This is a genomic window from Caballeronia sp. AZ10_KS36 (assembly GCF_023631105.1).
In the GTDB taxonomy this organism is placed as follows: domain Bacteria; phylum Pseudomonadota; class Gammaproteobacteria; order Burkholderiales; family Burkholderiaceae; genus Caballeronia.
Map to the genome: position 1 here is coordinate 438,060 of NZ_JALQDQ010000025.1, position 20,118 is coordinate 458,177.

Here is a 20,118-nt window from a genome sequence, read left to right on the forward strand (position 1 = left end):
CGCGCGCAAGTACCGCTGCGCCGCGCTCGCCGCGATGCTGACCGTCTCGTGCAGCATCGCGCTCGCGGATGACTATCCGACTGACTTCGGGCCTGATCCCGCGCTTCCCGCGCCGCGCCGCGCGTTGTTGCCAACGGTGAACATCGCGCCCGCGAAGCAGTGGGCGCAAGGCCAGAAGCCCGTATCGCCTGCGGGCTTCGATGTAACCGCTTTCGCGTCCGGGCTCGATCATCCGCGCTGGATCATCACGCTGCCCAACGGCGACGTGCTCGTTGCAGAGAGCAACGCCCCCGCCCAGCACGACGAGAACTCGGGCATCAAGGGCGTCGTCATGAAGAAGGTGATGAAGCGCGCAGGCGCAGGCATGCCGAGTCCCGATCGCATCGTGCTGTTGCGCGATGCCGACGGCGACGGCGTCGCGGAAACGCGGACCGTATTCATCGATCATTTGCATTCGCCCTTCGGCATGGCGCTGGTCGGAAATGATCTTTATGTTGCCGATACCGATGCCGTGCTGCGCTTCAAGTATCGGACCGGCGAAACGGCCATCGAATCGACGGGCGAGAAATTCATCGATCTGCCGGCAGGGTCGATCAACCATCACTGGACCAAGAACATCATCGCGAGTCCGGATGGCAAGCGGCTATACGTGACGGTCGGCTCGAACAGCAATGCCGCGGAGAACGGCATCGAGGCGGAAAACGGGCGCGCGGCCATCATGGAAGTGGATATCGCAAGTAGACAGACCCGTCTCTATGCAACCGGGCTTCGCAATCCGAACGGAATGTCGTGGCAGCCGCAAACCGGCGCGTTATGGGCGGCCGTGAATGAGCGCGACGAACTCGGCAACGAGCTCGTCCCCGACTACATGACGGCAGTGAAGGACGGTGCCTTCTATGGCTGGCCTTATAGCTATTACGGCCAGCATGTCGATGATCGGGTCAAGCCGCAACGCGCGGATCTAGTCGAGTCGGCTACCGTGCCCGACTACGCGCTCGGCGCGCATACGGCCTCGCTCGGTCTCGCTTTCTACGACGCAAAAGCCTTCCCGCAGCATTACTGGAACGGCGCGTTCATCGGTCAGCACGGGTCATGGAATCGCAAGCCGAGAAGCGGCTATAAGGTGATCTTCGTGCCGTTCCAGGACGGCAAGCCTTCCGGCCCGCCCGAAGATATCCTGACCGGATTTCTTTCGGCAGACGGCCATGCGCTTGGTCGTCCCGTCGGCGTCGCCGTGGACCACGCAGGCGGCTTGCTGGTCGCCGACGATGTCGGCAATACGGTATGGCGGCTCGCGCCCGCATCGAAATAACATGGCCGCGCGCAAACCCGCATCGAAGGCAAGCACTGCGCCGAAGACGAGTCTCTTCGCGCTTGCCGAACGGCAGATCGTCGGTTTATACGATGCAGGCGTGCTCTCGCCTGCGGTGCTGCAACATGTGATCGCAGCGTATGCCGGCAGCGGCATCGACTGGACGGAAGCAGGCACGCTGCATACCGTCGATGATCGCACTGTGCAAGAAGCGGTTGTGCTCATCATGATGCCGGGTCGCGCGCTCAAGTCCGCGCAGAAGGACTTCGTCTCGGTCATGGAGCATCTCGCAGGCGCCGGGCAAGCGATCGCCGCGCCCGCGCAAGACGACTCGCAAGACGACGCGGAAGCAGACGAAGAAGCCACCGACGACGAAGACCTGCTCGATCAACTCGGCGGCAAGCGCACGAATGCGCGCGGCGCGAAGCCCGCGGCCGACGACGAAGCGCCGACAGAAAAGCGCCGGTCGTTCAATCCTCTCGTCGGCGCACGCCCCATGCCGAAGCATAAGTAACCTCCGCTCAGTGCGGCACGCCGTCCGTGATCAGGTCGCGCAAGTCGTCCATGTCGAACGGCTTCGCGAGGATCGGCACGCCGAGATGCTTCGCGCGTTCGATCTCGTCCGCATAGCCCGTCATCAGCACGAGCTTTTGCGAAGGCAGCCGCTTCACGATCTGCTCCGCGAGGTCGATGCCGTTCATCTTGCCGGGCATCTGCACGTCGGACAGCACGAGATCGAAGCTGTAGCCCTCGCCCATGAGCGCGAACGCCGCATCCGCGCTTTCCTCGTGATGCACGGTGCAGCCGAAGACTTCGAGCACGGCCATCACGCCCGCCGCGACGTCGGTGTTGTCTTCGACGAGCAGCACCGACATGCCCTTGAACGGGTGGTCGTCGTCCGCGACTGGCGACGGTTTGGCGGGTGGCTTCTCCGTCTCGACGGGCGCAGCGGCAGGCGCCGCTACCGGCCCGTGATACCGCGGCAGATAGAGGCGCACGGTGGTGCCCGCGCCCGGCACGCTCGTGATGCGCGCGGTGCCGCCCGCCTGTTCGCAGGCGGCCAGCACTTGCGAGAGGCCGAGCCCCGTGCCCGCGCCGCGTACCTTGGTCGTGAAGAGCGGTTCGAACGCGCGGCGCAGCACGGCTTCGCTCATGCCCTCGCCGTTGTCCGTCACGGAAATGAGCACGTATTCGCCATCGGGCAGATCCGTTTCCGCGCCACGCAGGCGCGCGTTCTGACAGCGGATGACGACGCGCCCGCCATGCGGCATCGCCTCGCTCGCGTTCGCGACGATGTTGACGAGCGCCAGTTCGAGCTCGACTGCATCGGCCATGATGGGCCATACGTCCGCTGAGAACTCGACCGTCAACGAGACCGACGGATGCACCGCGCGCTTCGCGATTTCGAGCATGCTTCTGATCCACGCGGCGGGGTCGATCACTTCCTGCTTCAGCGGATGCTTGCGCGCGACGCTCATCAGCCGCCGCGCAAGCGACTCCGCGCCGGCCGTCGCGCGTTCCACCGCGAGCACTTCGCTTTCGACATCGTTGAAATGCTTGCGCCGTGCAAGAGCCATGTTCGCCGACACGACCATCAGCAGATTATTGAAGTCATGCGCGACGTTCGCAACGAGATTGCCGAGCGCGCCCATGCGCCGCAAGTGCCGGGTCGATGCTTCGACGGACAGCCTCGTCGCGACTTCCGCCTGCCAGCGTTCCCACGCGGCGCGTTCCGCATCGAGCCGGCGGATCGAGAAGGCGATGAGAAGCCATACGGCCATGCATGGCAGCGCCGCTATCGCTGCCACGAGCGCGAAGTTCTCGCGCCAGCGCGCCCGCACGACCGACGTCGCATAACCGGTCGCGACATAGAGCGGAAAATCGCTGACGCGCCGGTAGGCAAGCACGCGCTCGACCTGATCGATGGTCGATGTCATGCGCACGCGTCCGAACAGTTCGTTGTTGCGGAACGCGTCGGTGAACGGCGTGTTGTTCGCGGCTTGCGACGAGGCGGGACTCGGCGGATAGCGCACGAGAATGCCGCCATCGCGCCGATATAGACCGATCACGAGCGCTGCATCGCCCGCCGCGATCTCGCGATAGAAGTCGACGAAGTAGTCGCGCTTCAACGCAATCGACACGACGCCGAGAAACTGCCCGTTATGGCTAATGCGCCCCATGGTCGTCGTGAAGACGTCCGAGCGCGCCACCTTGCCGCGCAACGGCAGCGAGAAATAGGTGACGGGCGCGAAGGCGCGCGCTGAAAGGAAGTCGTCGCGCTCGGCAATGGACACTTCCGGCGCGGGGTAGTAGCGGCTATTGGCAAGCAGCGCGCCGTTTGCGCCGAAGACTGAAATCGCTGCAACCTGTGCAAGCGTGCCGCTCATGTCGTCGAGCGCGCGATGCAAGGCTTCTTCGCGCATTTTGACGTCCGCGTCGCCGCTGTCGCCCAGCATGTCGACGACGCGCGTCTCCAGTTGCTGATTCAGGTCGAGCACTTTGAGCGCGTGTTCGTTCGCCACGCGTGCGAGCCGCTCGGTCAAGTCTCCGGCCTCGGCGATGCGCCGCTGATAGTCGTAATAGCCGTAAATGCCGAGACACGCGAGCGGAACGGCGACGGATGCGGCCAGGACGAGCAACAGCACGCGTCGCGTCAACGCGAAGTTGCGCGACGGAAGCGGTAAATCGAAGGACCCGGTCTCTGTAGGATTCAAACTCTCGGCCTTGTTGAGGATCGGCCGGTATATCGTAACCGGCGAGCACGCATCGGCATAGCAAGCCGACCGTGACCGGGCCGCGATTCTCGTCAATCGAAGGGTTCTGCGTCAATCAGGCAAAGACGCGTCGCTTGCCGGTTGCGCGCCGGTCGGGTCGGAGCGGTCGCTTTCAGCGAAGCGCATGCCCGGGCTTTTACGGCGACGCCGGCTCGCGACAGTCGCCAAATCACCCGGCGGCGGCATGCAAAATGCCAGTGGGGTGCATCTTGCATGCAATCCGGCGCTAAAGGCCGGAGGGCGAAGTGCCAGTTCAACCGGCCATTTCGCGATCCGGCGTCGACGAGATGCGATGGATCGCCAGATCCGCGCCGTTGAACTCGTCCTCGCGGTCGAGGCGCAGGCCCACCGTCATCTTGATGACGCCGTAGACGGCAGCGCCGCCCGCGAGCGCGAGCAAGACCGCGCCGATGGTGCCGATGCATTGCGACCACATCGACACGCCGCCGATCCCGCCCAACGTCTTCTGCCCGAACACGCCTGCCGCGATGCCGCCCCACGCTCCGCAGAGGCCATGCAGCGGCCAGACGCCGAGCACGTCGTCGATCCGCCAGCGGTTCTGCACACACGTGAACATCTGCACGAACAGGACGCCCGCTACAGCCGCGACAATCAACGCGCCGAGCGGATGCATCACGTCGGACCCCGCGCAGACCGCTACCAGTCCGGCGAGCGGTCCGTTGTAGGCAAAGCCCGGATCGTTGCGACCCGCGACCCACGCGGCGAGCGTGCCGCCGACCATCGCCATGAGCGAATTCACCGCAACCAGACCGCTGATCTTGTCGACCGTCTGCGCGCTCATCACATTGAAACCGAACCAGCCGACCGCGAGCACCCACGCACCGAGCGCGAGGAAGGGAATGCTCGACGGCGGATGCGCGGCGATGCGTCCGTCCTTGTGATAACGGCCGTGGCGCGGCCCGAGCAGCAACACCGCCGGCAACGCGACCCATCCGCCGAACGCGTGCACGACGACCGAACCCGCGAAGTCGTGAAACGGCGCACCGAATGCGTGCGTGAGCCACGCCTGGACGCCGAACCGTTCGTTCCAAGCGATTCCTTCGAGCAGCGGATAAATGAACCCGACGATCACGCAGGTCGCGAAGAGCTGCGGATTGAACTTCGAACGCTCGGCGATGCCTCCCGACACGATCGCCGGCACGGCTGCCGCGAACGTCAAGAGGAAAAAGAAGCGCACGAGCGCGTAGCCGTTGTGCTGCGCGAGGACGTCGGCTCCATGCATGAACTGCACGCCGTATGCAATGTTGTAGCCGATGAAGAAGTACGCGAGGGTGGATACCGCGAAGTCCACGAGGATCTTGACCAGCGCGTTCACCTGATTCTCGCGCCTGACCGTTCCCAATTCGAGAAACGCGAAACCCGCGTGCATGGCAAGCACCATGGCGGCGCCCAGCAATAGGAACAGGGTGTCGGTACCGGATTGAAGTGCCTGCATGTCGACTGACGTCTCGAAAAAAGCGGCGACATGTGCAATATCCGGGCCAACCGCGCGTTGTCTGTGCACTCTCTGCGCGAAAGCTGTGCAGCCGCCTGCAGACAGTGCAGCTGATTCAATCTCGCGTAGATCAGCCGGACCCACGTTGGTGCTAATTGCGCCGTAATGCTCTCTGCAAGTGCATTTTGTGCATTGAATGGTGCATCCAGTATGCAAAAGCCGCCCCGACGCCAACGCCTCGGAAATAGCAACGGGTACTTACAAACCCTTGTCATTTTATGTAATGATACTGATTCTCATTTAGCACCGCGCGCCGGCGTCGGATGCAGATGACGTATGCCGAACGGACAGACGTCCATCGTCGATCCGAACTTACTAACAAAATATCGGGGAACGATATGCTGAGGAAAACGCCGCTCGCCGCGGCTTTGGTCACTGTGGCAACCGTGCCGATGGCCACGCCGCTCTACGCGCAAACGGCAGCAGACAACACACCAGCCGCCTCCTCCGTTCAGAGCGGCTCGGCAGACACGGCCAACGGCGCCGCAAGCGTGAACGCAGATGCCGCTGCGGCCGCGCCGGAAACCGCCGCCCTGCCCGCAGTCAAGGTGACGGGACAAAGCGACACGTCGCGCGACTTCCAGCCCGAAGTATCGAGCGTCGGTGCGAAAGTGCCCACCGCCTTGCGCGACATTCCGCAAGCAGTCGTCGTCGTGCCGAAAGCGGTTCTGCAATCGCAGGCGGTGAGCTCGTTCTCCGATGCGCTGCGCAACGTGCCGGGCGTTACGCTCGGCGCAGCCGAAGGCGGCCAGATCGGCAACAACATCAATCTGCGCGGCTTTACCGCGCGCACCGATATTTATCTCGACGGCTTTCGCGACCGCGGCCAGTACTATCGCGATACGTTCAACCTCGAATCGATCGATGTGCTGTACGGGCCGTCGTCGCTGTACTTCGGGCGTGGCTCGACAGGCGGCGTCATCAATCAGGTCAGCAAGCAGCCGGAGTTGAAGCCGCGCGCCGATGTATCCGTGCAAGCGGGCACGCACGACCGCTACCGCACGACCGTCGACATCAATCAGCCGATGACCGAGACTTCCGCGTTTCGCATCAACGCGTTCGGTCAGGACCTGGGCTCGACCCGCGATCAGATGAAGAGCAAGGACTATGGCGTCGCGCCGGAAGTGAAGTTCGGCATCGGCACGCCGACGCAGGTGACGCTATCCGCCCTCATTCAGCACAACCGCGATCAGCCCGACTACGGCATTCCGCCGTTGAACGGGCATCCGGCGCCGGTCGATACGAAGACCTTCTATGGCTTCACCGACGACCGCACCATTCAGGACGTGCAAACGCTCAACGCGCGCGTGGAGCATCGCTTCAACGATGTCTTCACGCTGCGCAATCAGACGCAATTCAGTCACTACAGCACCGAAGCGCGCGCGACGAACGCAGCCGCCGTGCTGACTGGACCGCTCGGCACATCCCCTGCACTGACGAACGGAAACTACACGACGCTGCCGCTCTCGTCGCTCTACGTGCGGCTGCAAGGCAAGGATCGCAACATCAACGACCACTCGGTCTACAACACGACCGATTTCGAAGGCAAGTTTTCGACGGGCTTCCTCAAGCACGACATGCTCGTCGGCGTCGATCTGAGCCACGAGACTTATAGCAACCAGAGCTTCACCGCGACTACGCCCGGCCTGCCGTCCAATACGCTTGCCATCGTGCCGCTCGTCAATCCGACCTATACGACGCGTCCGTCGAATTATCGCGAGGTCGCTACCAATCTCGCAGAATCCAGCGCGAACGGCATCGGGCTCTATCTCAACGACACCATCTCGTTCGGCGAGCATTGGAAGTGGATCGGTGGGGTGCGCTGGGACCGCTATGAAGCATCGATTCATAACTCGATCAACGCTCCGCGTTATGCCACGCAGACGAACTATTTCACGAGCGTGCGCACCGGCGTCGTGTGGCAGCCGAGCGAATGGCAGTCGTATTACGTGTCGTATGGCACGTCGTTCAATCCGTCGCTAGAGGCGCTTACGCTCACCAACAATCAGCAGAACACGCCGCCCGAGAAGAACCGCTCGTACGAGATCGGCTCGAAGTGGGACCTGTTGAACGGCGGGCTTTCGGTGACGCAGTCGCTCTTCAACATCGAGAAAACCAACGCGCGCACGCAGGTCTCCACCGGCGAATACACGCTCGATGGCGATGTGCGCGTGCGCGGCTATCAGCTCGGTCTTGCCGGCCACCTCACGAACAAGTGGCAGGTGTTCGGCGGCTATACCTACATGGACGGCACCGTGCAGAAGGCGCTCGACGGCACGACCGGCAACACGCTCGCCAATACGCCGCATCACATGCTGACGCTCTGGTCCACGTATAACGTCACGCCGAACTGGGAATTCGGCGGCGGTCCATCGTATGTGTCGTCGCGCTATGCGGCCAACAACAACCTCGTGCAGGTCGGCGGCTATACGCGATGGGATGCAATGGCCGCGTATCATCAGAAACGCTACGATATTCAGCTCAACGTGGTGAACCTGACCGACAAGAAGTACTACGATGCCCTTATCCCGTCCGACGGCGGACGCGCGGTGCCGGGCCTTGGCCGCACGTTCCTCGCGACGTTGAACTACCGCTTCCGCTGATGCACCTCTGATCTGAAGCATCTGAAGCGCGCGCCGTTTGAGCCCGGCGCGCGCAGCGACATCATCGAGCCCATGCCATGATTCTTTCGATACCCGGCGTCCTGAGCGCCGAAGACGCCGCCGCCATGCGCTCGCGCCTCGAAGCCGACACTGACTCATGGGTCGACGGCCGCGCCACCGCGGGTTATCAAGGTGCGCCCGTCAAGCGGAACCAACAGATTGCCGAAGGCTCCGCCATTGCCCGCGAAATGGGCGATGTGATCGTCGGGGCGCTCGAACGTCATCCGCTTTTTATCAGCGCGGTGCTGCCGAACCGCGTGTATCCGCCGCTTTTCAATCGCTATGAAGGCGGCATGCATTTCGGCAGTCACGTCGATGGCGCCATTCGCATCGTGCCGGGCCATGGAGCCCGCGTGCGCACGGATGTATCGGTCACGCTCTTCCTTTCGCGCCCTGAAGACTACGACGGCGGGGAACTCGTTATCGAGGACACGTACGGCGTGCAGGAAGTGAAGCTGCCCGCGGGTCACGCCATCGTGTATCCGGCAACGAGCCTGCATCAGGTGCGTCCTGTCACGCGCGGCGCGCGCGTATCGAGCTTCTTCTGGGCGCAGAGCCTCGTACGCGACGATGCGCAACGCGCGCTGCTTTTCGATCTCGACAACTCGATACAGCGTCTCAATGCGACGAACGGCGACGAAGCCGCGAAGCGCTCGCTCGTCGGCTGCTATCACAACCTGCTGCGCATGTGGAGCGAAACGTGAGAACGTGAGGGCAGCGGTGTGATGTGCCAAATGCGTTATCTCCCTTTCAGGTGGGTATCCGCACCATTGCCGATACCGTGCTTTCGGGATTGCGCGTGTCGCGTTTCGAAGCATCGGTCAAGCATCGTGCCGATGGCCCCATCAACGTGGCCGACGATCATCGACAGGTGCGCGCGTCCGCTGTATCGCAATTTCTCGCGCGACCGATACCGCGGCGCAGCAACGCGCAGTGGACACGCGCCGCATTGTCCGCATCGGGCGCTCCCCTTGCATGAACGCTTCGTAAAGACCGCTTCCATGCTGCAACGCGACAGCACGCCGGGCTGTTGAGCGCCGCAAATCGGCGCACAATGGCGCGAGCGTCGCTCGAAGCCGGGCGAACAGGAGGAAGCATCATGACCGCCATCACGTGGGTTCTTGCCGCCGACGAACATCGCGCCCGCATCTTCGAAACGCGCGGACTCAGGGTCGATCTTCAGCAAGTGGAGGACATCAGGAATGCCGCTCCCACGCGAAGCGGGGCAAGCGAAAAAGACCGCGAGACATTCGCTCGAGCCATTGCGACTTTCCTCGAACAGGCCAGGCAGCAGCATCGCTTCAATCGATTGCGTCTTGCCGTGGACGCAAGATTCCTCGGCATATTGCAAGCGTGCTTGAGCAGCGAAACACGCATGCTGGTTTATGACGACAGCGCCAACGGCGCCCCGAGCGCGCAGCGCTACGTGGAACGTCGATGAGCGTCGATGAACGTCGATGAGCGACGCGCGCCGCTCCCTCGCACGGCGCGCGAGAATCGTTATGCAGGCTGGATGTTCTGATTGCTGCGGAACACGTTCTCCGGATCGTAGCGGCGCTTCACTTCTGCGAGCCGCTCGTAGTTCGGTCCATAGGCCGCTTTCACGCGATCACCCTCGTCGCCCGTCAGGAAGTTCACGTAGACGCTCCCCAGCGCATGCGGCGTCAGCGCGGCGAACATGTCGCGCGCCCATTGCGTGCAGGTGTCGTCGTCCGCCGCTTCGGTCCAGCGACCGTGTATGTTGATGGTGAACACCGAATCGCGATTCGCGTAAGCGGTCGCATTCGCGGGAACGCGGTTCGTCTGACCGGCCATCGCACCGATAAAGATCTCGCAATGCGGCGATGGCAACGCCTTCACGGCATCCGAGAGAATGCGCAACGTCTCGTCGTTCAGCGCGGCGAAGTTATGAGACTTCCAATAATTGCGCGCGCCGGGTGTCAGCAACGGATCGAACGCCTTCTGCCATGCGGTAAAAGGCATCGGTCCGAGGTGCTCGCCATACGGCGTGCCGAATTCACGCACGGCCTGCAACGCCTCGGGACCGCGCCCGACATCACCGATATAGCAGCACGCGAGCGCAATGACCGGCTTGCCGTGCACGTCGGCCGGCAGGAACGGTAGTGGCGGCGCCAAGCGCATGACCGCCCATACCGTCAGGTCGTCGGGCGCATCGGCGATGAACGCGCGATACTTCGGCAAGACCTGATCCGCCTGTTCGAGCGGATAAACGACAAGCCCGCCATAGACCTGCGGCCCGACTTCGTGCAGGCGAAATTCGAACATCGTCACGATGCCGAAATTGCCTCCGCCGCCGCGCAGCGCCCAAAAAAGATCCGGCTCGGATTCAGCGCTGACGCGGCGCCACTTGCCGTCTGCCGTCACGATGTCAGCGGCGACGAGATTGTCCACCGTCACGCCATATTTGCGGCTGATCCATCCGAAGCCGCCGCCTAGCGTGAGGCCCGCCACACCCGTCGTCGAGTTGATGCCGAGCGGCGTCGCGAGACCGAAGGCCTGTGCTTCGTGATCGAAGTCGGAAAGCAGCGCGCCCGGCTCGACATAGGCGCGTTTCGCTTGCGGATCGATACGCACCGACTTCATCGCGGACAGGTCGATCATGAGTGCATCGTCGCTCACGGCGCTGCCCGCGATATTGTGCGCGCCGCCGCGAATCGAAAGCAGCGCGCCGTGTTCGCGCGCGAAACCGAGCGCCGCGAGCACGTCGGCCGTTCCTGCGCAACGCACGATGAGCGCCGGGCGCCTGTCGATCGTAGCGTTCCATACCTTCCGTGCTTCGTCGTAGTCGGAGTCGGTGGGCGAAATGACCTTGCCGCGCACGGCGGACTTGAGCGTATCGATTGCGTCGACCGGGAAGTTGATCATGGATGACCTCGCTGCATGAGAAGCGCGCCGCGACGTGCCCGACCTGCCATCTGGAACGTGAAAGCGCAAGAATTTCGCTTCGCGCGCCACCGACGCCGCGCATCGGAGAGGAAGCGGATTGCGATGACGGACGCGTTCGTCCGCTCGTTGATTAAAGTCTTGCGATTACGAAATGTAAAGACGAGGACCCGCAATTTCGCGCACGATATCTAGCATGCATCGGCCAAAGTTTCCGGAAACGCGCGGTGTGATATGCAGCGCTCCTTTCATTGATTCGCATCCCTTACTTCATGCCGCTTTAAGGATGCGTTGCTTACATACGTCGCATCGACTTATCGCCGATCTGCGAAACATTGTTGAATGTCCTTACAGCAAAGCAACAAGCGTCAACGCGTGACGAACGCAAACGTTGGTTGAGCATGGCAGATCATCCGGTCTGCATGTTCAAAGCAAGGAAGTTCGACATGAAAAAGCTGTTTGCTGCTGCTCTCATCGCCTGCCTGTCGGCGGGTGCATTCGCCAAGTCACACGAAGCCGAGCGCCATCTGCGACTCGAGCGCAAGGAGCATCGCGAGCGCGTCGATGAGGCACGCGAGCGCGATGCCCGCAACGAACGCGAAGCCCATGTGGCGCGTGAAGAACACAAGCGCCAGGAAGAAATCGCCCGTCACGACGCAGCGCCGGGCAACCCGCACGTCGAATTCCACAACGGCGAGGCAAACGGCCTGCACGTCACGCACTAAGCCGCGTGAATCAACGAGCCGTTGATTGGAACGAGCGCCTGCGGGCGCTCGTTCGTGCGTAGCGACAGATCAATAGCCGAAAGCGCCGCTTCCGGTCGGGAAGTCGATCGTGCCCTGGTCGGAGAAGCGCGCGCCGCCAAACGGCCCGCCTGCGAGACGGCCGCGCGCGACGTACGACACCTTGGTCACCTCGTCGCCGCTCGCAAAGCCCAACGCTTGCCGCGCCACCGACCATGCCGACACCGTCACCGGCACGGACACCACCAGTTCGCCGAAACGCGGCACGGATCCGCGCTGCGGACTCACGCCGCTCGCGAAAGCGCGGCCGTTCACATCGAGATCGAGCGCCACGCCGTCGAAGTCGATCGGCGCATCGTTTGGATTCTGCACGCGCAGCTTAATGGCGAAGCGCATCTCGAGCCCCTGCCCTTCAAGCGGCTCGATGCCCGCAACGCTGACGCGCAACGCATCGCGGTTCATGAAGCCCGCGCATCCGCCGAGCATGAACGTGGCCAACACGAAGAGGACGAGGAAGATGCGGTTTCGCGCTTGATTCATATGCATGGGTCGTGTTCCGGTAGCGTAGTGAGAATTGGCAGGATTCTAGTGCGATCAGACGCGCAACACGTTGAGCAGCATGCGGCCATACGCATGATGAAACCAGACACCGTCGGCGACATAAAGTGCCGCAATCCACGCAGCGCCCACGACGATCAGGTCGCAATGCCCGCTCGTCCACAGTCTCAACGAATGGCGTCCGCCGATCCAGGGGACGCCCAGAGGGTTCGGCCAGTCCGCGAGCAAATGCATGATGCCGCCGCACGCGAAGCCGAATGCGAACGGCACGGCGGGGTGTTGCCCGAGCAGATGCCATGACAACGCCAGAAGCGCGGCCCAGCCCACGCCCCAATGCGTGAGCGTGCGATGCGTGATCCACAGCTTGCGCTTGCGGGTCCACCACGCGACTTCGAGCCAGTCCGGCGCGGTCGCCCCGATCACACCGCCCAACACGGCCAGCGCGCAGGCGAGATAGTCGACGCCTGCCGCCTTCGTGACCAGCGCCGCCGCGATAATGCCCGCTGCCCATCCCGTCGCATGATGGGCCTTGCTCGATGCCATGTGAACCTGCCTTGAACCGCTTGCATAAGAAAGCGCGCATGTTCGCACGGCGCATGCTTCAGTGTGCGAGGCGATACACAAACTTACGCAATTGCGTGCGCTGGGGCACCATTGGCGCGCCGCGGCGGCGAGCTCGCGCGTCTATGACTAAAATGATTGATGGCACCGTTGCGCGACTACCCGCGCGCGTCGACGTATCCCGCCAAGGCCCTCTATCTCGTCAGCCGTCATGCAACACCTGAAATACCTGAGCGCCTACCCGAGCACGCTTCAGGAAAAGGTGCGCCGACTCATCGCCCAACAGCAACTCGGGCCGTATCTCGACGCACGCTATCCTTCGAAGCATGCCATCCAGTCGGACCGCGCGCTGTATCAGTACTGCGCCGATCTGAAGAACGAATTCCTGCGTGTCGCGCCGGCCATCGACAAGGTGTGCTATGACAGCAAGCTCGACGTCCTGCGCCATGCGCTCGGCCTGCATACCGCCATCTCGCGCGTGCAAGGCGGCAAACTCAAGGCGAAGAAGGAGATCCGCATCGCGTCGTTGTTCAGGGACACGGCGCCCGAATTTTTGCGGATGATCGTCGTGCACGAACTCGCGCATCTGAAGGAGAGCGACCACAACAAGGCGTTCTATCGCCTGTGCGAGTTGATGCAGCCGGGCTACCATCAGATCGAATTCGATTTGCGTCTGTATCTCACGCATCGCGATCTGATGCGGAATCACACGGTCTGACGTTCAGTCCGCCGACCACGCCAGCACGGCTGCATAGCCGCGAGGCGCGGCGAGCGACGCTGCCCGATACGCGCCTGCTTCATCGGACAGCGAATAGCGCGCGCCATCGCGCGGCAGGACGGAGAAGCCGTGCATCGCCAGCGCCTGGCTTCCGATGCCCACGCCATGCGCCTTCAGCACCGCCTCTTTTGCGGTCCAGCATGCGAGAAAAGCGTCGCGCTGATCGGCTTGCGGCAGGGCGTCAATGACGCGCTGGTCCGCAGCATGCAAAACGGTCGTTTGCAGTTCGCGCCAGTCGAACGAATGCCGCGCCTCTTCGAGGTCGACGCCCACGCGCCGCTCGAATGACATCGCGATCAATCCATGCGCGCCCGAATGCGCGACGTTGAAATCGGGCGCGTCGGGGATGGCGAGCATTGGACGGCCGTTTGCGTCCGACACAAGCGCAAGTTTCGCGGGAGAGCCACCTAGCTCGACGGCGAGCAGGCGGCGCAACGCGGCGCGCATCGTGGCGAAGCGGGCGGCATCTTCATGTCGCATGAAGCGGCGTGCGCGTTGCAGCTCGTCGGCATGCAATATACCTTCGGCGGCTTCCGGCAACGGCACGCTGAGATCGATGTCGACGAGCCACACGCGGACGTCGGCGGGGGCTTCGGTCGGCAAAGCTGTGCATGGTGTTGTCATTTGCCTTAACGGGTATCTAAACACGCAGCGGGCGGTGTCGCGGAGGTGATAGCGAAGGTCGACCTCAGTTGGGTTGCCGCTCTGCTTTCTGTCGGTCAATGCGAGAGCGGTATTCTTCATACCGAATACCTCCTTGAAAAACAGCTCCCGTGAATGCTATCAAGCGCTCGGGCATCCATAAAAGCGTTCGTGGGGGCGGCGCTCTGTTCGCTCGACGTGCCTCGATAATCTTGCGGCTTGCGCTTTCTACTCGTTCCGCCGCGCGCGGGTGCAGCTTGGGTAGCGACGCCCTGTACGGTATCGAACTCATGCGGCGCGTTTCGGCGCCGCTTGCGCACAACCACGCAGGAGCCACTGGAACCGTGGAAGCTCGAAGCACCTTCCAATCCCGAACAGGCGTCTCATGCCGTGCTTTCTCGGCGCTTATGGTTTCGTCGCTTGGTTTGCCCATGGGCACGACAAAGGCAGCGGCCGATTATGGGTCGGGTCGGACAGCGGCCCGTCGGTGGTGCTCTTGGCGGGCGCTGCCGTTGACCGTTAAAGCTGGCGGCGACGGTAGGGATGACGCATCTTTGTAGCCTCAGAACTGAGCGGTCATCTGAAAGCCGAGCGTGACGCGTGACGTATCCAACGTGGCCGGCTTGTACAGCGGCGTGCCCGCGAACAGGTCGTAGCTGAAGCCGGCGCACTTCGACGGCAAGCCACCGCGAATACCGATCACCGCGCCGACAAGTTGCGTTCCTGCGAGAAAGGCCGTGTTCGGTCCGAACACGTGGCCGTAGTCGATGCCCGCGTATAGCGTCTGCCCGCTCTTGCCAATCGGCGCTTGCATTTCGTTACGCCAATAGAAGCCCTTCTCGCCCGCCACCATCTGCTCGCCATCGAAGCCTCGCACGGTGTATCGGCTGCCAATGGTTAGGTCGTCGATGTAGAACAACGTGTCGTTCGTGTATTGGCCGTGGAAGGTCGTCACATATCGAAGCGGTTGCGATGCGATCGCGAATGGTACCGACAGGTTTGCATCGAGCACGGCCATGTGGAACAGGTATGTCGGACCCGTCGGCTTCGTTGCGGGCGTCGGCGCGATGTTGGGGTCGGGCGGCTGCGAGGGGTCTCCTGTGGCGCCGAAATCGTTAATGCCTTGCCGGTACGCGAGTGAGCCGTCGAACTGCGCTCCGCCGAAGTAATGCCGGTCGGTCAGCCCCGTTTCGAAGAACGTGTTGTTGCGATGCTGAAGCACGATCTCGGTGTCGTCGATGAAACTTGCGCCGAAGCGCTTCGACAACTGAGCGTAGCCGCCAAAGACATCGTTCTGGCCGCGATGCAGCACGCGCGCGAGCTTGAAGCCCGCCGTCTGCGCGTTGCCGCTCGACACGAAGGTCTGGTTCACGCCCGCAATCTGCTGATAGTACGTGTTCGTGATGCCGAAGAATGTGGCCGTCCAATAACCCCACGGGATCGAATACGAGCCGTTGAAACCGTGAGAGCCGAGGCCCTTGTCGCCGAACTCGAGGTCTTGATTCGCGCCGACAGTGAAGATGTCGTTCAGTCCGAGCGGATTGTCGATGCCCAGACTCATATTGCCTTGCAGCCTCCCCGTTGCACGGCTACCCGAGTTGTCGACCGAGGCGACGAGCGACCACGGCTTCGCACGCTTGAGCGTCAGCACGACGTCGCTCTCGCCCGGTACGTTGGTCGGCTCGATTTTCATGTCGACATCTTGCGATGCCACGCGCTTCATCTGCTCGACGCCTTGTTCGAGATCGCGCAGGTCGAGGATGTCGCCGGGGCTTGTTGGAAATGCGGTCTTCCATGTGTCCCATGACAAAGGCTCTGCGAACCGCACGTCGTGGATCACGCCGGGCACCAGCGCGAACCTCAGCACGCCGCTCGACAGGTCTTGCTCGGGCAGCAACACGCGAGTCGTGATGTAGCCGCGACTGAGAATCGCCTGTTGCAATCCCTTGGTCACTACGTTCACGCCCTCCTTGCCGACGCATTGGCCCCTGTAGTGGTCAAGCCATTCACGCGCAAAGGCAAACGGGTCTAGCGGCAGGGCGGACGCGCCTTTGGCGCGCACAGCATCGGGCAGCGTTGTTGGCACGTCCAGCGCGAAGGTGTCGATGCGGAAGCATGGCGACTCGTGCGGCAGCTGCGGATGGCGGCTTTCACGTTCACGAGTTTGCCCGCCGAGATTGCGCCGCCTGCATCGGTGAGCGTCGTGCCCGCCGTAACGCTCGCGTTTCCGTTCGCGGCCAGCGTGCCCGCGTTCGAGAGCGATTGCGTGGCTGTCGCGGCGAGGTCTTGCACCGCCGTAATCGACCCGGCATTGGCAATCTGCCCCGCCTGCACGACGACGTTGCCGTTCCCGCCGATCGTACCGCCCTGCGCGTTGTTCAGTAGTTCGAAGGTGGTGACGCTGAGGCCATCGGCGTTCAGGGACGCGAAGTGGCCCGCAGTATTGTCGATACTGCCCGCTTGCACGCCGAGCGCGCCCGCCGCCTGAACCGTGCCGCCCTGGTTTTGCAGCGCGGACGCGACGCTGGCGGTCAGCGAGCCGCCCGAGATCATCTGCCCGTTGCGGTTCGAGAGTGCGCCGGCCGTGATCGTCTGTGCAGCGCCGGACTTCAACGCGCCGTTGTCGTTCACGAGCGTCCCAGCGGCGTTTGCGTTGATGCTGCCGCCGGCTGTCATGGTCGCCGACGACAAGTTGATGTCGCCAGCCGTCGCGGTGAGCGCAAGATTGCCGTTCGCCGTGGTCGAACTTCTGGCGAGATTCACCGACGTGCCTTGCACAACGCCGCTGCCGCCTGCCGCGTTGCGCCCGGTCGCGGAGACCGCGCCGCTCGACGTCACGTTCAGGTCGCCAGAACCGGCGATCGACCCGTTGCTGTTCACGCCCGCGCCGAGCGTGCCGGTAGATGCGACGCTGCCCGCGTTGATCGACGTATTGTTCTGCGCGGCAAGCACGCCGCTGTTCGTTAGCGTGCCTGAAGTCGAGACGACGACGTTCTGTTGCGCGTAGGTCGTCCCGCTGTTGTTGATGCCCTGCGCGGCGCTCGCATTGATGGAGCCGCTCGCGTTGGTCGTCCCGGCGAGCACGAGCTGGCCGTTGGATTGCAGCGTCAGATCGCCCGCTTGCGCGGCCAGCACGCCCTTGTTCGAAACCCCGACGCCATACTCATTCGATACGAGAAAGATCCGGTTGGCGTACATCCCGCCCAGCGCACTCACGTCGATTGCAACGGATGGCGCGGGTCCATTGCCCGCGATGGGCGTCGCCGTCAGCGTGTTGTGGTCGATCTGATTCGAACCGGTAATTGCGTTCAGGTTGTTGGCATAGATCGCGGCGTTCACCTGAATCGCACGGGACAGCAAATCGACCTGATCGACGTTAGTGGCATTCAGCCCAGCGCCCTGCACGGTGATATTGCCGCCGGTGACGTTGAAGCCCGCGAGACTGCCATTCGCGCCGAAGTTCGGCGTACCGGTCGTCAGAATCGCGCGCGAGGTGTTGATGAAGCCGCCGCCGTTGACTACGAGGCCATTCGGATTGGCGACGACGACCTCCGCGCGCTGCCCGGCCACTTCCAGATAGCCGTTCAGTTGCGACGGCGAATTGCTCAGCACCTGATTTACGATGATCCCCGCCGACTGCCCCGGCGAGAGATTCGGGTTGCCATTGATGTAACCCGCCTGCTGCGTCTGCACGAGCGTCGGCGAGTTGTTCAGAATCGCGCCCTTCGACGGGATATCGAATTGTGAATAATTGTTAAGGGAAACGCCGGCAGCAGACGGCTTGGCGATGTTGACTTGTTGCAGCCCATTCTGCGTTTGAATCACCTGCGCAGCCGACCCGGGCGCTGCGACGATCTGCGCGTGCGATACCGACATGGCAGTACCCAACAGCAACATCGCGGCGATTGCCACGGCACGCATGGGAAGGCTCGAACCGATGTTCAGAGACGATGCGACCGACCCGCGTTGCGTCGCGCTACCGCCTTGCGCGCCCTGCCCCGTGGCGAAATCCGCAACCGCTACCATCATGTGCCGCACGCGGCTAAACACCAGCTTGTAAATCCCGTTATTGATTCTTCGATGCTTCGCTTTTTTACGGTGCAGGAGGCGCTAAGGGCAACCCGCAAACAGGCCGTGAGTGTTTCCGCGATCAGCGTTGGGGAATATGGGAGTAATCCGAATTCGTTCGCGCTGCTGCCGTTCGATCACGTGAGATCTTTCGTAGGCTTGGAGGTGGGATTTGTGGCAGCAACGCGTGCTAAGTTGCGTGAATGCAACGGGTGATGCTGCGTTGGTGGAACTGCGCGCTCGCGAAGCCGAAGGCGGTCGCGATGCCCGCCTATGACAACCAAGGTGCAGGCGGCCAACGCAATCGATATGCGCGGCGTGCCGTCGTATGCGTTTGCTTCGCCCGACGTTGGTGAGGACGCAGATGTGCTAGCCCGCTTCACACGCTCGCCACAGCGAGCCAAAACGCGGTTCGTGCTCGGCCCGCGATTCCGACGAGCCCCACCATCAGGCCGACGTGCCGGTTGGCGCGCGCTTTGAATCGTCGTGCCGCCGAGATGTTGTCTGTGTTGAGCAGCACGCCAGCGCGCCGATCTCATCGCTCGCCGTCGCGACGACTATATTATTTGCAGTCCGTAGTATTTCGCGCGTTGTGGTGCGGCGCATCCATGCTCTGATAGATGCAGCCACGGACTCTGCCGCCGCGTGCACTTCCGGGAATCGCTGTTGGAGAAGCCTCGAGTGAGCCGCAGCTGTCGGTTGTTTCCCGGCCCGCGTCGTGTTTCCGATGGAACGCATGCCCTCCGCGTTAGTGTGCGACTCTGCTGATCACGACCTTCGCCGAGCCGGGCCCGTTGAGGATCACGCCTCGCCCGGCGAATGCATCCTACTCGGCATTGAGCGACGCACAGCCGAGCGACGAGCTGTCGGTTCAGTGCGAATCCGTCTCTTGGTCGCCTCTGGGGTATTTACCGGAAGCCCTGCCATCCGTAGCCAGCAAACACTGCGCTTGCATAGTCGCGAACGTAGCGTCAAGGGCGAGCGACCCGCCCCGCATCAGCCTGCGCGATTGGCGAGAGCACGGACATTAGACCGTTGATGTCCCGCCCAAACGGCGAACGCCGCACGATGCGCGACGTCCTTCCCTGCGCCAAGTCGAACGGCATGGGAGCGCTCTATTCGTTTACGTATATCGCGGATGCACCCGCAGTTGCGGTAGCCCATCGCTGTGCACGACCACGACGGCGTTCTGTTCAAACGCCAGCATGAAATCGTCGGCGTCCAGTTCAGTCGCGCCGAGCACGAACAGACTCGCTTCGGCGCGCCATACGTTGTTCGGATCCAAGCCTTCGCCTGATAGCGCCATCCAGCCTGCTTGCGCAATGTGCGCTGCGAGTGTCTGCTGCCGCGCGGCGTTCTCTTCGGCGCTCAGTTCGCAGCCGAACGGATTGAACGCGGTCACGAATACTGCGCTCGCAACGCCGTGACCGGCCAACAGCGCGGCGACGGCGGCGTTCTTCGCGCCAATCATCATATCGATCGGCGGCTCGCCGTATATACGGTAGATTGCGGCGCGGTACGCTGCAAGCGTTGCATCGGTAAGCGATGGAGCGTTCATGAGCATCGACGTTACCCGACTGCGCAGGCGCGCGCAAATTG

General features: G+C 62.7%; 15 protein-coding genes and 1 pseudogene. 7 read left to right on the forward strand and 9 right to left on the reverse strand.

Annotation, left to right across the window (positions count from 1 at the left end; all coding sequences use genetic code 11):
- Positions 1 to 34 precede the first annotated feature (34 nt).
- Together NCR35_RS17450 and NCR35_RS17455 are read left to right on the forward strand one after the other, a co-directional pair.
- Positions 35 to 1,312, forward strand: a complete 1,278-nt coding sequence (locus NCR35_RS17450; RefSeq protein ID WP_250535470.1) for a PQQ-dependent sugar dehydrogenase — start codon at positions 35 to 37, stop codon at positions 1,310 to 1,312.
- 1 nt (position 1,313) lies between these two features.
- Positions 1,314 to 1,826, forward strand: coding sequence for a hypothetical protein (locus NCR35_RS17455; protein WP_250535343.1), 513 nt, complete (start codon positions 1,314 to 1,316; stop codon positions 1,824 to 1,826).
- Between the two features lie 7 nt (positions 1,827 to 1,833).
- Here the strand turns inward: NCR35_RS17455 and NCR35_RS17460 are convergent, their stop codons facing one another.
- Both NCR35_RS17460 and NCR35_RS17465 read right to left on the reverse strand, forming a co-directional pair.
- Positions 1,834 to 4,026 (reverse strand): hybrid sensor histidine kinase/response regulator family protein, encoded by a 2,193-nt coding sequence (locus NCR35_RS17460; RefSeq protein ID WP_250535344.1) that lies wholly within the window; start codon positions 4,024 to 4,026, stop codon positions 1,834 to 1,836.
- Between the two features lie 313 nt (positions 4,027 to 4,339).
- The gene (locus NCR35_RS17465; RefSeq protein ID WP_250535345.1) at positions 4,340 to 5,542 is read right to left on the reverse strand and encodes an ammonium transporter; all 1,203 of its coding nucleotides are present in this window, start codon (positions 5,540 to 5,542) and stop codon (positions 4,340 to 4,342) included.
- Between the two features lie 398 nt (positions 5,543 to 5,940).
- On the opposite strand from NCR35_RS17465, the gene NCR35_RS17470 reads away from it, so the two are divergent.
- The 3 genes from NCR35_RS17470 (at position 5,941) to NCR35_RS17480 (ending at position 9,706) form a co-directional block, all read left to right on the forward strand.
- Positions 5,941 to 8,205, forward strand: a complete 2,265-nt coding sequence (locus tag NCR35_RS17470; protein ID WP_250535346.1) for a TonB-dependent receptor — start codon at positions 5,941 to 5,943, stop codon at positions 8,203 to 8,205.
- 77 nt (positions 8,206 to 8,282) lie between these two features.
- Positions 8,283 to 8,969, forward strand: coding sequence for a Fe2+-dependent dioxygenase (locus NCR35_RS17475; protein ID WP_250535347.1), 687 nt, complete (start codon positions 8,283 to 8,285; stop codon positions 8,967 to 8,969).
- Between the two features lie 395 nt (positions 8,970 to 9,364).
- Positions 9,365 to 9,706, forward strand: coding sequence for a host attachment protein (locus NCR35_RS17480; RefSeq protein ID WP_250535348.1), 342 nt, complete (start codon positions 9,365 to 9,367; stop codon positions 9,704 to 9,706).
- A gap of 59 nt (positions 9,707 to 9,765) precedes the next feature.
- Here the strand turns inward: NCR35_RS17480 and NCR35_RS17485 are convergent, their stop codons facing one another.
- Positions 9,766 to 11,151: an FAD-binding oxidoreductase gene (locus NCR35_RS17485; RefSeq protein ID WP_250535349.1), complete on the reverse strand. Its 1,386-nt coding sequence runs from the start codon at positions 11,149 to 11,151 to the stop codon at positions 9,766 to 9,768.
- A gap of 356 nt (positions 11,152 to 11,507) precedes the next feature.
- On the opposite strand from NCR35_RS17485, the gene NCR35_RS17490 reads away from it, so the two are divergent.
- On the forward strand, positions 11,508 to 11,894 hold the full coding sequence (locus NCR35_RS17490; protein ID WP_250535350.1) for a hypothetical protein: 387 nt from the start codon (positions 11,508 to 11,510) through the stop codon (positions 11,892 to 11,894).
- Between the two features lie 69 nt (positions 11,895 to 11,963).
- Here NCR35_RS17490 and NCR35_RS17495 read toward each other — a convergent pair whose 3' ends face one another.
- The gene (locus tag NCR35_RS17495) at positions 11,964 to 12,458 is read right to left on the reverse strand and encodes an LEA/WHy family protein (protein WP_502801690.1); all 495 of its coding nucleotides are present in this window, start codon (positions 12,456 to 12,458) and stop codon (positions 11,964 to 11,966) included.
- Positions 12,459 to 12,506: 48 nt separating this feature from the next.
- Positions 12,507 to 13,013, reverse strand: a complete 507-nt coding sequence (locus NCR35_RS17500; protein WP_250535352.1) for a metal-dependent hydrolase — start codon at positions 13,011 to 13,013, stop codon at positions 12,507 to 12,509.
- A 229-nt stretch (positions 13,014 to 13,242) separates the two neighbouring features.
- Here NCR35_RS17500 and NCR35_RS17505 point away from each other — a divergent pair, with 229 nt between their 5' ends.
- The gene (locus NCR35_RS17505) at positions 13,243 to 13,749 is read left to right on the forward strand and encodes a M48 metallopeptidase family protein (RefSeq protein ID WP_244849998.1); all 507 of its coding nucleotides are present in this window, start codon (positions 13,243 to 13,245) and stop codon (positions 13,747 to 13,749) included.
- A gap of 3 nt (positions 13,750 to 13,752) precedes the next feature.
- Here the strand turns inward: NCR35_RS17505 and NCR35_RS17510 are convergent, their stop codons facing one another.
- From NCR35_RS17510 to NCR35_RS17525, 4 genes and pseudogenes are all read right to left on the reverse strand, one after another.
- Complete coding sequence (locus NCR35_RS17510; protein WP_250535353.1) at positions 13,753 to 14,412, reverse strand: 4'-phosphopantetheinyl transferase family protein; 660 nt, start codon at positions 14,410 to 14,412, stop codon at positions 13,753 to 13,755.
- Positions 14,413 to 15,013: 601 nt separating this feature from the next.
- Positions 15,014 to 16,591 (reverse strand): annotated as a pseudogene (locus NCR35_RS17515) (ShlB/FhaC/HecB family hemolysin secretion/activation protein); the annotation flags it as partial.
- Entirely contained in the window at positions 16,480 to 18,525 is a 2,046-nt protein-coding gene (locus NCR35_RS17520) for a two-partner secretion domain-containing protein (RefSeq protein ID WP_350029214.1), read from the reverse strand. The gene NCR35_RS17520 and the pseudogene NCR35_RS17515, both read right to left, overlap by 112 nt.
- A gap of 1,117 nt (positions 18,526 to 19,642) precedes the next feature.
- Positions 19,643 to 20,077, reverse strand: a complete 435-nt coding sequence (locus NCR35_RS17525; protein ID WP_250535354.1) for a DUF3293 domain-containing protein — start codon at positions 20,075 to 20,077, stop codon at positions 19,643 to 19,645.
- Positions 20,078 to 20,118: the final 41 nt, after the last annotated feature.

What these genes read in the sequence shown, in the direction of transcription:
- NCR35_RS17470 (WP_250535346.1), top strand. Translation starts at nt 5,941, where the DNA reads ATGCTGAGGAAAACGCCGCTCGCCGCGGCTTTGGTCACTGTGGCAACC.
- NCR35_RS17480 (WP_250535348.1), top strand. Translation starts at nt 9,365, where the DNA reads ATGACCGCCATCACGTGGGTTCTTGCCGCCGACGAACATCGCGCCCGC.
- NCR35_RS17450 (WP_250535470.1), top strand. Translation starts at nt 35, where the DNA reads ATGCTGACCGTCTCGTGCAGCATCGCGCTCGCGGATGACTATCCGACT.
- NCR35_RS17475 (WP_250535347.1), top strand. Translation starts at nt 8,283, where the DNA reads ATGATTCTTTCGATACCCGGCGTCCTGAGCGCCGAAGACGCCGCCGCC.
- NCR35_RS17485 (WP_250535349.1), bottom strand. Translation starts at nt 11,151, where the DNA reads ATGATCAACTTCCCGGTCGACGCAATCGATACGCTCAAGTCCGCCGTG.
- NCR35_RS17500 (WP_250535352.1), bottom strand. Translation starts at nt 13,013, where the DNA reads ATGGCATCGAGCAAGGCCCATCATGCGACGGGATGGGCAGCGGGCATT.
- NCR35_RS17465 (WP_250535345.1), bottom strand. Translation starts at nt 5,542, where the DNA reads ATGCAGGCACTTCAATCCGGTACCGACACCCTGTTCCTATTGCTGGGC.
- NCR35_RS17505 (WP_244849998.1), top strand. Translation starts at nt 13,243, where the DNA reads ATGCAACACCTGAAATACCTGAGCGCCTACCCGAGCACGCTTCAGGAA.
- NCR35_RS17495 (WP_502801690.1), bottom strand. Translation starts at nt 12,458, where the DNA reads ATGCATATGAATCAAGCGCGAAACCGCATCTTCCTCGTCCTCTTCGTG.
- NCR35_RS17455 (WP_250535343.1), top strand. Translation starts at nt 1,314, where the DNA reads ATGGCCGCGCGCAAACCCGCATCGAAGGCAAGCACTGCGCCGAAGACG.
- NCR35_RS17525 (WP_250535354.1), bottom strand. Translation starts at nt 20,077, where the DNA reads ATGAACGCTCCATCGCTTACCGATGCAACGCTTGCAGCGTACCGCGCC.